Source organism: Paraburkholderia sp. GAS348 (genome assembly GCF_050434205.1).
Lineage (GTDB): Bacteria > Pseudomonadota > Gammaproteobacteria > Burkholderiales > Burkholderiaceae > Paraburkholderia.
The window spans coordinates 266,504-278,767 of record NZ_JBNPVT010000001.1 but is presented as its reverse complement, the minus strand read 5'-3'; the positions used below and the strand labels follow the sequence as shown (position 1 = coordinate 278,767).

At 61.2% G+C, this 12,264-nt stretch carries 14 protein-coding genes and 1 pseudogene; 8 read left to right on the top strand and 7 right to left on the bottom strand.

All coding sequences use genetic code 11. From position 1 onward, the window contains the following. The first annotated feature begins 203 nt into the window (after nucleotides 1-203). Together P3T22_RS01315 and P3T22_RS01310 are read left to right on the top strand one after the other, a co-directional pair. A complete protein-coding gene (locus tag P3T22_RS01315) occupies nucleotides 204-782 on the top strand; it encodes a DUF4337 domain-containing protein (RefSeq protein WP_063500444.1) in 579 nt (192 codons plus the stop codon). A 243-nt stretch (nucleotides 783-1,025) separates the two neighbouring features. Beyond that, nucleotides 1,026-1,715 (top strand): class I SAM-dependent methyltransferase, encoded by a 690-nt coding sequence (locus tag P3T22_RS01310; protein ID WP_429324000.1) that lies wholly within the window; start codon nucleotides 1,026-1,028, stop codon nucleotides 1,713-1,715. A 39-nt stretch (nucleotides 1,716-1,754) separates the two neighbouring features. Here the strand turns inward: P3T22_RS01310 and P3T22_RS01305 are convergent, their stop codons facing one another. The 4 genes and pseudogenes from P3T22_RS01305 to P3T22_RS01290 all read right to left on the bottom strand — a co-directional run bounded on the left by P3T22_RS01305 (nucleotide 1,755) and on the right by P3T22_RS01290 (nucleotide 4,123). Beyond that, the gene (locus tag P3T22_RS01305; RefSeq protein ID WP_429323999.1) at nucleotides 1,755-3,032 is read right to left on the bottom strand and encodes an RNA polymerase sigma factor; all 1,278 of its coding nucleotides are present in this window, start codon (nucleotides 3,030-3,032) and stop codon (nucleotides 1,755-1,757) included. Between the two features lie 4 nt (nucleotides 3,033-3,036). Then, nucleotides 3,037-3,144 (bottom strand): annotated as a pseudogene (locus P3T22_RS01300) (glyoxalase/bleomycin resistance/extradiol dioxygenase family protein); the annotation flags it as partial. 54 nt (nucleotides 3,145-3,198) lie between these two features. After that, nucleotides 3,199-3,612 (bottom strand): YciI family protein, encoded by a 414-nt coding sequence (locus P3T22_RS01295; RefSeq protein WP_063500447.1) that lies wholly within the window; start codon nucleotides 3,610-3,612, stop codon nucleotides 3,199-3,201. A gap of 157 nt (nucleotides 3,613-3,769) precedes the next feature. After that, entirely contained in the window at nucleotides 3,770-4,123 is a 354-nt protein-coding gene (locus tag P3T22_RS01290) for a YciI family protein (protein WP_429323998.1), read from the bottom strand. Nucleotides 4,124-4,447: 324 nt separating this feature from the next. On the opposite strand from P3T22_RS01290, the gene P3T22_RS01285 reads away from it, so the two are divergent. Further along, on the top strand, nucleotides 4,448-6,415 hold the full coding sequence (locus P3T22_RS01285) for a hypothetical protein (RefSeq protein ID WP_429323997.1): 1,968 nt from the start codon (nucleotides 4,448-4,450) through the stop codon (nucleotides 6,413-6,415). Here the strand turns inward: P3T22_RS01285 and P3T22_RS01280 are convergent. Further along, the gene (locus tag P3T22_RS01280; RefSeq protein WP_429323996.1) at nucleotides 6,412-6,723 is read right to left on the bottom strand and encodes a hypothetical protein; all 312 of its coding nucleotides are present in this window, start codon (nucleotides 6,721-6,723) and stop codon (nucleotides 6,412-6,414) included. The two genes, P3T22_RS01285 and P3T22_RS01280, sit on opposite strands and share 4 nt — an antisense overlap. Between P3T22_RS01280 and P3T22_RS01275 the strand changes: the two genes are divergently transcribed. The 3 genes from P3T22_RS01275 to phoU all read left to right on the top strand — a co-directional run bounded on the left by P3T22_RS01275 (nucleotide 6,722) and on the right by phoU (nucleotide 9,001). Further along, nucleotides 6,722-6,943 (top strand): GDCCVxC domain-containing (seleno)protein, encoded by a 222-nt coding sequence (locus tag P3T22_RS01275; protein WP_429323995.1) that lies wholly within the window; start codon nucleotides 6,722-6,724, stop codon nucleotides 6,941-6,943. The genes P3T22_RS01280 and P3T22_RS01275 overlap by 2 nt on opposite strands. 226 nt (nucleotides 6,944-7,169) lie before the next feature. Then, nucleotides 7,170-8,084 (top strand): CHAD domain-containing protein, encoded by a 915-nt coding sequence (locus tag P3T22_RS01270; protein WP_429323994.1) that lies wholly within the window; start codon nucleotides 7,170-7,172, stop codon nucleotides 8,082-8,084. A 221-nt stretch (nucleotides 8,085-8,305) separates the two neighbouring features. Beyond that, nucleotides 8,306-9,001, top strand: a complete 696-nt coding sequence (phoU, locus tag P3T22_RS01265; protein ID WP_429323993.1) for a phosphate signaling complex protein PhoU — start codon at nucleotides 8,306-8,308, stop codon at nucleotides 8,999-9,001. 259 nt (nucleotides 9,002-9,260) lie between these two features. On the opposite strand, the gene P3T22_RS01260 is transcribed toward phoU, so the two are convergent. Then, nucleotides 9,261-9,590, bottom strand: a complete 330-nt coding sequence (locus P3T22_RS01260) for a hypothetical protein (RefSeq protein ID WP_063500451.1) — start codon at nucleotides 9,588-9,590, stop codon at nucleotides 9,261-9,263. Between the two features lie 391 nt (nucleotides 9,591-9,981). On the opposite strand from P3T22_RS01260, the gene P3T22_RS01255 reads away from it, so the two are divergent. Then, nucleotides 9,982-10,395: a RidA family protein gene (locus P3T22_RS01255; protein WP_429323992.1), complete on the top strand. Its 414-nt coding sequence runs from the start codon at nucleotides 9,982-9,984 to the stop codon at nucleotides 10,393-10,395. 56 nt (nucleotides 10,396-10,451) lie between these two features. Here P3T22_RS01255 and P3T22_RS01250 read toward each other — a convergent pair whose 3' ends face one another. Beyond that, complete coding sequence (locus P3T22_RS01250) at nucleotides 10,452-10,925, bottom strand: hypothetical protein (protein ID WP_429323991.1); 474 nt, start codon at nucleotides 10,923-10,925, stop codon at nucleotides 10,452-10,454. Nucleotides 10,926-11,889: 964 nt separating this feature from the next. On the opposite strand from P3T22_RS01250, the gene P3T22_RS01245 reads away from it, so the two are divergent. Then, on the top strand, nucleotides 11,890-12,240 hold the full coding sequence (locus P3T22_RS01245) for a DOPA 4,5-dioxygenase family protein (RefSeq protein WP_429323990.1): 351 nt from the start codon (nucleotides 11,890-11,892) through the stop codon (nucleotides 12,238-12,240). The last annotated feature ends 24 nt before the right edge of the window (nucleotides 12,241-12,264 follow it).

Sequence of the window (12,264 nt, the reverse complement as noted above, 5' to 3'; positions counted from 1 at the left end):
TTGCCGAAGCGACCGGCGGGCGTGGCTGGCCGCCGGCATTCATCGACGCCGCTTCGTGCGGATACCTTTTCCATCACCGCGCGCCTCACGCTAAGATTGAGCCCGCCGGACCGGCGCGCAGCGCACGCAGCATCTTCCGCACATGGGCCGCCGCCATGCGCGCCGCCCGGTGATCACAAGAAAAGCTTCGCTCGGAGAATCAGATGTCTGAAGAATATGAAGTGCATGGTCCGCACGACCATGCGGTTGAACACGCCGGCCACCACGACGAGGACCCCTTTGCGAGCCGCATGGCCGTGATGACCGCGATCCTCGCGACGATCGGCGCACTGTGCGCCTACCAGAGCGGCAACAGCGAAAATCTGGCGCTGTACTACAAGAACGAAGCCGCGATTAAAAAGACCGAGGCGTCGAACCAATGGAACTACTACCAGGCCAAGGGCGAGAAAGAGAATCTCGCTGAACTCGGCGCGGCGCTGTCGCTCGGCAATGCCGATGCGCACGCGAAGTTCGTCGCCGACGTCGACAAGTACAAGCAGCAGAAAGAGCCGATTCGCGCGAAGGCTGAAGCGATCGAAAAGGAAGTCGTGGACAACGACGCTAAAAGTGAAGCGCTGCTGCACGGCCATCATCGCTGGGCGCAGGCCACGACCTTGATACAGGTGGCGATTGCCCTGTGCGCGATCACGTTGCTGACCCGCAAGAACTGGCTGCGCAATCTGTCGTTCGGTATTGCGGCTGCGGGTGTGATCACTGCGGTCGTAGCGTTCTTTTCGGCTTGATTGCGTGAACGACGTACCTCAATGGAAACGCATCCGCGGGTTAGCCTGAGCAAAGCGGGCAGGCGTCGGCATGCGGCTCGACGTCAGCCCTAAAACCCGCCGCGCGCGTCTTTGTCATAAATCAAAGATGCGCGGATTGAATGCTCAGTAGTCCGACTTTCATGACATAAATTCAGGGCGCCACGATCTTGCATCGCGTGTCCGCGTTGCCGGATTCGGCGCACCTGTCATGGAGGACTCACCGTGAACGCATCCCCTAACGCTGCAGGCGACCTGGTCGCGAACCTCGACGAAAGCGTTCTGCTTCCGCAACTCGGCTGCCCGGCAGGCGAGATCGGCCTGGCAGTCGGCGACATGCTGGAGCGCACCAATCTGGCTGTCATCGACGCGGCCTTTGATCTACTCGACCTGCGCGCGAATGAGCGGATTCTCGAGATCGGTCTGGGCAACGGCGGTCATATCGCATCTGTGCTGGATCAAGCCGCAGAACTCTTCTTCACCGGCATCGATCTATCGCCGACCATGATCGCCGAGGGCCGCCGCCGCAACGCAAGCTTTATCCGCGATGGCCGGGTCTGGCTCGAAACTGCCGACGTCATGTCCTTGCCATTCCCGTCCGGTTCGTTCGACAAAGCCATCGCGATCAACACCACGTATTTCTGGCCTGACTTGACCGCCGGTCTGAAGGAAACACACCGCGTGCTGCGCTCGGGTGGCGTGTTGGTGATTGCGGCGATCACGCCCGAGGCAGCCGTAGAGATGCCGTTCGCGCAATACGGCTTCACCGTCGACAATGCGGCCGCTCTGGAAGCCGCCTGCATGGCCGCGGGTTTCGACCGCATAGGCATCACGCGTTACGTCGAGCCGCTGCTCGATCCACCGCAAGAATTCGGCCCACGCGAGTTCTATCTGTTGTGGGCCTGCGCCGGCTGACACGGCGCTAAACGGCGCAGATTCGATGCGCGGCACCACTCAATGCGCGATGCCGCGCGCGGCACGCTCGAGTAACAGCTCGCGCTCGCGCGCATTGCGCGTCATGGCGGCAGCGCGTTCGAATTCGGCGCGCGCCTCTTCCATGCGGCCAAGTTTCTCCAGCAGATCGCCGCGCACGCTCGGCAACCAGTGATAGTTCGCGAGCGCTGCATCGGCTGCGAGCGCATCGACGATTTCCAGACCGGCAGCCGGTCCGAACGCCATGCCGACTGCCACCGCCCGGTTCAACTCGACCACGGGCGAAGGCGCCGCCTGCGCCAGCGCATCGTACAGCGCGACGATCTGCGCCCAGTCGGTCTCTTCGGCGCGGCGGGCGCGCGCATGACACGCGGCCAGCGCGGCCTGCAACGCATACGGACCGCTCGCGCCGCCCAGCGCGTGCGAGGTGGCGAGCGCGGCCAGCCCGCGGCGGATCAGCAGCGGGTCCCAGCGGCTGCGGTCCTGGTCGAGCAACAGCACCGGCCTGCCCTCGGCATCGATACGCGCGTGTGTGCGCGACGCCTGGATTTCCATCAACGCAACAAGGCCATGCACTTCGCTTTCGTCCGGCACGAGCCCGCTCAGCACGCGCCCCAGCCGCAGCGCTTCCTCGCACAGCGCCGGACGCATCCAGTCGTCGCCGGCTGTGGCCGAATAGCCTTCGTTGAAAATCAGATAGATCACCTGCAGCACCGAGGCGAGCCGTGGCGCGCGCGCATCCGCTTGCGGCACTTCGAACGGCACCTTGGCCGCCGACAGCGTGCGCTTCGCCCGCACGATGCGCTGCGCGATGGTCGGCTCGGGCACGAGGAACGCACGTGCGATTTCGTCCGTGGTGAGGCCGCCGAGCAGGCGCAGCGTCAGCGCGACGCGTGCGTCGGTGGACAACACCGGGTGGCACGCCGTGAACACCAGCCGCAGCAGGTCGTCGCCGATATCGTCGGCGCGTGCGGCATCGAGGCTATCGACGAAATCCGGCACGAGGTGCGCCTCCAATGCGTCGAGATCGTGGCCCAACTCTTCGCGCTTGCGGGCATGCAGCGATTCCTGGCGCAAGCGGTCGAGGGCGCGGTTCTTCGCGGTCGCCATCAGCCACGCCCCCGGATTGCCGGGCACGCCCGCATCAGGCCAATGTTCGAGCGCCGCCACCAGCGCGTCCTGCGCGAGCTCTTCGGCAAGCCCCACGTCGCGCACGATCCGCGCGACGTGGGCGATGACCTTGGCGGATTCGATCCGCCAGACTGCCTCGATGGCACGATGGGTGGCCGGCGTTGTCACGGAATCAGCCCGCTGCCTTGGCGTTCGGGTCCATGTAGATCAGCTCCCAGATGTGTCCGTCGATATCTTCGAAGCCATGCCCGTACATGAAGCCGTAGCGGCGAGATCGACGTAGATCTGCTTATGCATGACGAATCCTTTCGACGTGGCCGGATCGGCGCGGCGATCAATGTTTGGTCGCGTCAAGTTTTCGGAAGCGCTCCAGTTCCGGGCTCGGCTCGAAGTCTTCGCGCTCATACAGTTGCCGCACTTCGATTTCGCCTTCGGCCTGTTCGCCGAACGGTGCCGGGAACCGCCGCGCCCATTCCATAGCTTCTTCGCGGGAGCGAACCTGAATCAGCGTATAGCCGGCGATCAGTTCTTTGGTTTCCGCGAACGGACCATCGATGACCGTGCGCTTGCCAGCGCTGTAGTGGATGCGCCAGCCTTTCGAACTCGGTTGCAGGCCGGTTGCGTCGAGCAGCACGCCGGCCTTGGCCAGTTCTTCATGGTAGGCGCCCATCGCGGCCATCAAGGCGTCGTCTGGTGGGCCGCCGGCTTCGCTGACGGCAGTCGCCTTCACTATGATCATGAATCGCATCGCAATCGCTCCTTGGCTAGCGTGTGGTAAGTGGCGAGCCGCTGTCTGTTTGCTGGCTCCCTACTCACACGACGAGCGATGCGCGACCGGATCGACATATTTGCTGCAGGCCTAGGGAAAACCCCCAGAAAAATAGCCGCGAGTGACGCGGACCCGCTTAGATGAAGCAAGGTCCGACTTTGCGGACTTCGACGGTGCACCACGAGGCCGCCGGGCAGGCTTGCGCGATCGCCACCGCTTCTTCACGGGTTTCACAATCGAGCAGGAAGAAGCCGCCGATCATTTCCTTGGCTTCGGCGAATGGGCCGTCGAGCAGTTTTGGCCGACCGTCGCGCACCTGCACGCGCACGGCGTCACTGGAGGCGGTCAGCGATTCGACTGCGAGCAGCTTGCCGCGCTCTTTGAGGCCGGCGGCAAACCGCACCATCTGGTCATAGACTTCCCGCCCCGCCTGCTCGCCGCGTTCAATGCGTTGATCCGGGGATTCGACAATAAGCAGCATGTAAGACATGGCGTCTCCGATTGATCGCGCCGTGGACGTGAACGCCAGGCAGGCGTACGACGGCAAAACCGCGCTTACAGTTGGGTTGCGAAAGGCAGTCTAGCAAGCGCGGATGACGCCAGCAAACCCGCTTCGCCGCACGACACAAGACCGGTACTTTGAAGTATTCTCCGAACGCGCTAAAGCCCGTCATGAATTTGCCGTTTATCGATTAATCGCAGTAGATAATCCGCATTCAATCCGGCAGCACCGCGCAAAAAACACAGTCAAACTCATCGGCATAGTCTGCCGGCATAACAAACGAATCATATAAACAGAGCATCGGGGAAATTCATGCATCGATCGTTAGTGCGTAGCGGCGTCGCGGCTGCCGTGGCCTTTGCCTTGATCCAGCTGAGCGGTTGCGGCGGCGGCGGGTCCGGCTCGACGTCAGCGAGCACGCCGACGGTCACCGCCACCTCGGTGAGCGGCACGGTCGCCACCGGCACCGCCGTGGTGGGCGCGACGGTCACGCTCACCGATGCGACCGGCGCTCAGGCCACGGCAACCACCAACACCCAGGGCGCGTACACGATCTCGGTGAAGGGCATGACCGCGCCGTTCCTGATCGTCGCCACAGACACCACGGGCGTCTCCGCCCCGCTCGTCTCCGTGCTCGCCAAACTGCCCAACGGTACGGCGCCGGCTGTTGCCAACGTCACCACGCTGACCACCGCGATTGCCGCCATGCTGACGGCCTCGGGCAACCCGATCGACCTCGCATCCGCCACGGCGCTGGCCAAGGTGACGCTGCCGTCCGTGCAGATCGCCACCATCACACTCGATACGATGCTGGCGAAAATCCTCGCGCAGAACAGCATCCAGACGGCGGGCTTCGATCCCATCGGCACGGCCTTTACGCCGAATCACACCGGCGCCGATGCGGTGATCGACACGGTGTCGGTGGTGCCGGCGGCTAATGGCGGCTTGTTGCTGCTGTCGAATGCGGCGCCCGGCACGACCGTCGTGCTGAACAACCAGACTGCCCAGTCGATCACGCTGGCAGCGCCGCCGGCGGCGGCGGCGGCGAACTATCTGGAGCCCCTCGCGTCCCTGCTGACTGCCTGCGCGGCAAACGGCACGCTCAACACGTCATGCTCGCCGGCAATCGGCTCCGCGTTCCTCGAGAACGGCTCGGCCGATCTGGCCGCAGGCCACGGCCTGACCGACGCGATCCTAAGTGGCGCAGTGTTCGGTTCGCCAAAGACACTCGCCTTCTTCACGCGCAACGGCAAGCAGCTTGCGCTCGTGCAGTTGCCGGTCACACTGGCGAGCGGCGCTGCAGGCGGCGTGCTCTACACCATCGCGCAACAGCTTCCCACGCCCGTCGCGCTCGCCAACGGCACCCAGCTTGGCTGGGATCTGATCGGCAATCAGTCGCAATTCGCTGTTTCGATCATGTCGCAAATCCAGCGCCGCACCTTCCTCGATTCGAAGCTGAACGACGTGAACCGTTACGAGTCGGGTCTCAAGATTGCGATCCCAACCACTTCGAATCCGACGGTATATTCGGCTTCCGTCACGGGGCCTGGCCTCGCTGCGCCGGTCTGGCTGATGCAGCGCAATGCGCTCGGCATCAGCTCGCTGGGTCTGTCGGATCTGCCGTTGAGCGCGTCGCCGGTTTCACCGGCGACGACCAACAGCAATACGGAGCTGTATCGCTGGTCATGGCAGTCGCTGTCGTCGACCGCGAACTTCACGCCGGCGGCTTCGAGCGGCTACTACTCGGCGCAATCCGTCGACGCGAGCACTGTGCCGCTCTACGCAACCTACACCGTCACGTTCTACGACAAGAACGGCGCGCAGCTTGGCCAGTCGTCGATCATCAATCCGGGCAGTCCGTTGAACGCGGCGGCCGGCAGCACAGTTGCGTGGCCGACGCTGCTGCCCGACTTCGCGACCCAGTTCCTCACGCCAGGCGGATCGCTGGCCGGCGTGCAGTACGCAATGAGCGCGACATGGTCGAGCATCGTAACCGGACCGAATCCCACCTATCCGGTGACGTCCGTGCAAATCCAGGCCTACCCTGGAACGGGCTCCGGCTCGACGACTGCAATCGACGGCTTCTCGACCGGCGCGCCGAACAACACCACGGTCGGTCAGTATCAAGCCACCGTCTATGCGGGGGTCAATGCCTCAGGCGTGCAGACTTGCACGAATTGCCCGTTCCCGGCATTGACGTCTGGCGGTTCGCGGCTCGTGCAGTTGGGTGGCGGGCAGAATGGGATCACCTACTACGATATGACGCAGTACAACGATTAGAACAGCGTAGCGCTGGGGCCTTCCGGCAAATTGCTCATTGCGTGCGTCTGGACCGCTCGTGCCACAGGATGCGCTGCAGTCGGCTTCCGCCTGTCGGCAACAGGCGGAAAGACGCACCAACTGCCGTCATCGTGCCTGAAGAAAAACAATGCGTGCGCTCCGGCTGGTGACGACGTCTCGACGCACACGTAGCGTCGTCCGCTCCATCCAGTGCGACTAAATCTGGTCACATGAACGGGTGTTGCGGGAGCCGGTGCGAGCCACTTTTCGACCTGCGAACGCAGGGACCGCTCGTTCGTGTTTTTCATGTTCCGCTCCAGCACGTTTCCCGTCCAGGTGACGGGACGGTTTCTCTCCGCTCATTTCCTTAACGCCTCGGATGCCCGCCATGTTGACCAAGGGGTTGTGAGTTCTGAAACCGAATATTTCGAGGTGGGCCGCGGTCATTGCAAAGCAGTGCTCAAGCCGAAACCCGGAGTTTGTTGTGTGTACTGCTCATATCGCGCCAGCAGGTGTCCGCCTCGCTGACTTACGGCCCGCATCGTCGTTAAGCATTTGCAGACATGGCGGACTTTCCGGAGACACATAGGTGCGGTCAAGAGGGCGCATTGGCTTTCCGGATTTCGTCGTTGTACGATTCGAATGAGTGGCCAGATAGCGTCCGCAATCACGGCGCGTGGCGCAATCCCCAGCGAGCGGGTATTCGTCGCTTACTGCCTCTGCTCATCCTGTCGTATTCGAGGGCGTCCCGGAAATGAACTCCCAGATTCTCGTGTCGGCAACACCAGAAACAGGAGCGTCCACCTCGATTGCCGGCGACGGCAGTGAGAGAGTGGATTCGATCACCCTGTCCATGTCGACGGCAGACGGGTTTGTATGTCTAGCGACGTCAATTTCTGCAGATGCCGCTCGGCGCGCCCACGCATTACATTTGAAAGCGGACCCTGAAGTACTGCACAAGCTTCGCGTCGCGCTGCGCCGTTTGCGTTCGCTCTGGTGGGCGTACGAGCCACTACTCGACCGGAAAGACTCGGAGCTGCAGCGTGGCGAGTTCAAATCTCTCGCCAACGCCGCAGGCAAAACTCGCGACTGGGATATCCTGCGCGGCCTGCTTAGCGCTGACCAGTCGATGCAGCACACGTTTGCCGCACTTCTCGAGTCTGTGGACGAGCATCGCGCTGAGGCTCTGTCGTTTAGTCGAAGAACCATCGGGAACGCCGGTGTCGAGCAGATACTCCAGCGCGCACTGGCAGGTGCGCGACAGCAGCTGGATTCGCGAGCCAGCAGCCCTACGCTTGCCGGGTTTGCCGAGGACCGGGTGGAATCAGCCGAGAACGCGTTGAGGAAGCGGGTGAAGCGAGCGGCATCGGAGAAAGGTTCGGGGTACGTTGCGCTTCATGAAGTGCGCATCGCAGGTAAGAAGCTGCGATATCTGCTGGAGTTCTTTTCACCGGTCCTCGATGGCAGTCATCAGGCCGCAATTGAGCGGTTGACGTCGGTGCAGGACGAACTCGGGAAGCTCAATGACCTCGTCACGAGCGAAACGTTGCTTCGGGAGTATTCGTTCCAGCTCGGTGAGCCAAAGGTGGTCAAAGAGGCCGTTGGGTATCTGCAGAACCTGAAGAAGCACCACATGCACAACGCACACGAGGCATTGCGCACGGCATGATAGCCGTTCAGCCGCCGCCCCGTCCCAACCCACAGGGTGACTCACCTCCTCGCTGATTTCCGCTGCTTCGTTTCCGCGCGTTGGACGGCTTCGCCAATGCAATTCTGAAAACGCCCAACAACCGTATATACTGTTTATATCGTTTGCCAGTCGTAAGATGGACGCGAGCGAATTGTGTAACTGAGCATTGCGTCACAGGCAAGTTTGCCTGAGGAGCGAAGATGTCGGATAAGCATCTTTCCAGCGGGTTTGACCTCGATCTCGATCTGCTTTTAACGCGGTTGCTCGAAATGGGCGGCTTGGTGGAGGCGCAGATTGCATGCGCAACAGAGGCATTGAACACGTTCGATTTGACACTTGTTGAGCAGGTCCTCGAGGGCGAACACCGGCTCAACGCGATGGAAATAGAAATCGACGAAGAAGTTAGCAACATCATCGTTCGCCGGCAACCCACCGCTCGCGACCTGCGACTCCTGATGGCCGCCTCGAAGTGCATCACCAACCTCGAGCGTGCCGGCGACGAGGCACGGAAGATCGCGAAGCGAACACGCCGCATTGCCATGGAGGCCAACCCGTGGACCGTCAACATCACTGAAATCAAAGCCTCCGGCAAAATGGCCGCAGATATTCTTCGTCACGCGTTGGATGCATTTGCGCGGATGGATAGCGTTGCGGCGGCACAGATTGTCCGGGACGACGAAGCCATCGATAACGAGTTCAAGGCGTTCGTGCGCAGGCTCATCACGTCCATGACGCAAGACCCTCGGACAATCCAGACGGGGTTTGACTATCTGTCTATAGCGAAGGCGATCGAGCGTATCGGCGACCACGCCACTAACATCGCTGAGCTCGTCGTCTACATTGTTAAGGGTACCGACGTTCGCCACGCGCCCCGAGAGCAGATTGAGCGTTACTGAATAGTATCCGCCCACATCCGGCGACTTCGGCGAGGCAGCATGCAGGCATTTGTTGCGATGGCGATTGCCACCAGAAGTCTGAGGGCAACCGACATTGAAGAGAGCGCGTCGCCCGCCAACGGCAGCGCCGTATCCTAGCTACCGTTGGCGTTGGCGCTGGCGCTGGCGCTGGCGCTGGCGCTGGCGCTGGCGCTGGCGCTGGCGCTGGCGCTGGCGCTGGCGCTGGCGCTGGCGTTGGCGTTGGCGTTGGCGATAGGCGTTATTGTCCGATTTGCCGGCTTGCGCGGTTCTCCTGCTGGTTCAACGCGTAATCCTCGCGCCTGGTGATATGGCTGCCGTTCTGGCTTGCCATGTCACGCTCCTCCTGGCGAATCTGATGGTCATCGCGATGCAGTCTCGCCGCCTCGGCGTGGGACATTTCGCCCTCCCTCACTTCCTGATGAATGCGACGGTCCTGATTCGCGAGGCGATGGTTGACCTCGGCACGGCGTGGGTGCGTCGCATTCCAGCTCGTTTGCGCCGACGCGGTGCCCGCGAATGACAAGGCCAGTGCTGCAATAGCGGCGAGTTTATAGGCAACGTTGTGCATGTTCTTCTCCAATCCAGTTGAGGGGACGGCTTCTGGCCGTTCATCTCCTCAACGTCTCGGACGACCACGATGTTGACCGTGGAGTTGTGAGTTGTGAAACCGAATATTTCGCGTGGGCAGGCTATCGGAGAATAGCGCGGGAGGGGTAGGTGTTTCAAATTACACGTCTCGTTACACACAAAAACACCGGTAATCTGCCGTCTCAATATAGTGCGTTCACAACTTCCACGTGGGGCACGTTATGAAAAGAATTTTTGCGCTAATACTGATGGCCGTATGTCTTGGCAGCGCGTTGGGTGGCTGCATCGTTGTGCCTGCAGGCGGCTACTATCACCGCTATTGACCGTGTCTGACTCGCGGCGTATTCACCTGCTTGGAGCCGAGGTTAAAAATGAGCAAGATTGAGCGCCTGCGAATACCCGAAAACGATCAAACGTTCGGCGGCAACAAGATTTTCGACCTTTTCCAGTATTCGCCTGCTGTGTCGGCGAACGGTCTCGTCTTCATTGCAGGGCAGGTCGGGCTGCGAGCGGACGGGACCATTCCCGCGTCGGCTGAAGAGCAAATCGATTTGGCGTTCAAGCGTGCAGAAGTCATTCTTCGGCACCTCGGTCTCGACTTCACCGACCTCGTTGAACTGGTTTCATATCACGTGGACGTAGCGTCACAACTCGGCGATTTCCGGGCCGTAAAGGAGCGGTACATCCGCTCCGACTTCCCTGCATGGACGATTCTCGGTGTGGCATCGCTTGCGCGCCCCGAGTTGTTAGTCGAAATCAAGATGATCGCGGCGCTGCGGAAATAACGCCGAAGTCTTGCAGCACGTTGCGTATTGACCCAACCGCAGAGCGGCGACGCGGCTTAGACCGTCGCTTCGACAATAGCCTGCGCACGAGCCGATCTCATCAGCCCCTCGACCATCTTCGCTTCCGCGTTCGCGATCTCGCTCAACGATGCGGCGGACAGTTGTCCGTCCAGAATCGCCAGCGCCGCGCAAAGCCGGGCGTACTCGCCATCCGCGAGAATCCAGGCGCCGTCATGATGCTCACGCGCGTCGAGCTGCACCATCGCCGCATGTGCGCTCTGAATATCGGCAAGAACATCCTCTCCAAGCCCAAGGCGCGCCAACTCTTGCGACACCAGCAAATGCCGGCTCAACGTCAGGTGCAAATCCCGCGAGCCTCGGCCGCGCCGGAATGCATCGAGGGCGGTGTAGCACTGCAGGAGCATCGCCACGGTGACTGGCTCGTGGGCAGTGCGGCTATAGGTCAGCGCGCGCAGCAGCGGGGACATGGCCGGCTGGGTGTGCTTACGGACTCGCGATTTACTGGACATATCGATTCAACTCCTTCGCTAACTCTCGGCTTTGCCACCGAATGCTGTGTTCTTCAGTGGCAAACGCCGCCGATGCGCCGGCGGCTTGACAGACCCCTAATTTGAGTCTGTGTAGCCATCATGGCAAGCAACTATTAAGACAGACTTAAACAACCCAAGTCTGGATTGCGCGTGATATCTCGCCGCGCGCGAGCAAACTTTCCGCTGCGGCGAGGCCGAAATGCAACGTTGGCATATAGGTTCGGACCGGCTAAATACAAGTCGCATTGGCCCCATCGACGAAAAAAAACCCTATTCCCGCGAGGGAACAGGGCCGGACAGGATGGATGAGTCGTACAGGCGCGTGGATGCTTGCCGACCTGTAGCCACCACAAACTAACAAAGCTATTGTTACTTGAACTGCTACTGCTACTACTGCTGCAACTGCATTGCAGCTCGGTCCAGCGCCTTCAACATCACCTCGCTGCAACCCCCTGATGATCCGCGCGCATTGTTGTTTCGATTGCGCACTATTTGCATTGCTTCGACTTCCAACTGCTTTACTGCCCTGCCACGTTAGACAACCGCGGCAAACTGCCATCAACGGTACGGTTCAAAACAACGCGGGGGAAGACCGCGTCCATGGGCTCGGTGACTTGTCGCTCCATGGAAAACAGTTTATGTGAGCGCCCGGGAACGCAATTGCGCGAAACGAGGGGAATTGGCAGGCCAGTTTGCTGAATCGGCGCAGCGCGGCGTTTTCGTCAGACGTAATCTGCGCGCAACGCGCTCTGGTAACGCGCTCCGCGGCTAGCGAATCGCAAACGCCGCCAAACGCCGCTTACGCCTGACGCGTCAAGCTTGACGGTGCATTCGTAGCAAGACGGAGCGCTGACAAACGGCACCGGGGCGTGGGCCGCACGCGTCAGCGGAAACTCAAGCAAAATGAATGTCTGACAAGAACGGAACCGCAACGGACCCTGCTATGACCTTTCGCGACACCTCAGCCATCGAGAGCTGGCACGCCCACGTTTACTTCGATTCAGGCAGCCGCGACACCGCGTGGACCTTTCGCGAGCAGATTGAAGCGCACTGGAACGGCAAACTGCAAATGGGCCGCTTTCACGAACGCCCGGTCGGGCCACACCCGATGTGGTCGTATCAGCTCGCGTTCGCGCAGGAGCAGTTTGCCGAACTCGTCGGCTGGCTCACGCTGAATCATGGCGCGCTCGATATTTTTCTACACCCGAATACCGGCGACGCCTTGCGCGACCACCGCGACGCGGCAATATGGATCGGTCATTCGCATGACCTGGTACTGAGCGCCTTGAACTAAGGCCAAGACGTTCTTATAGCATCC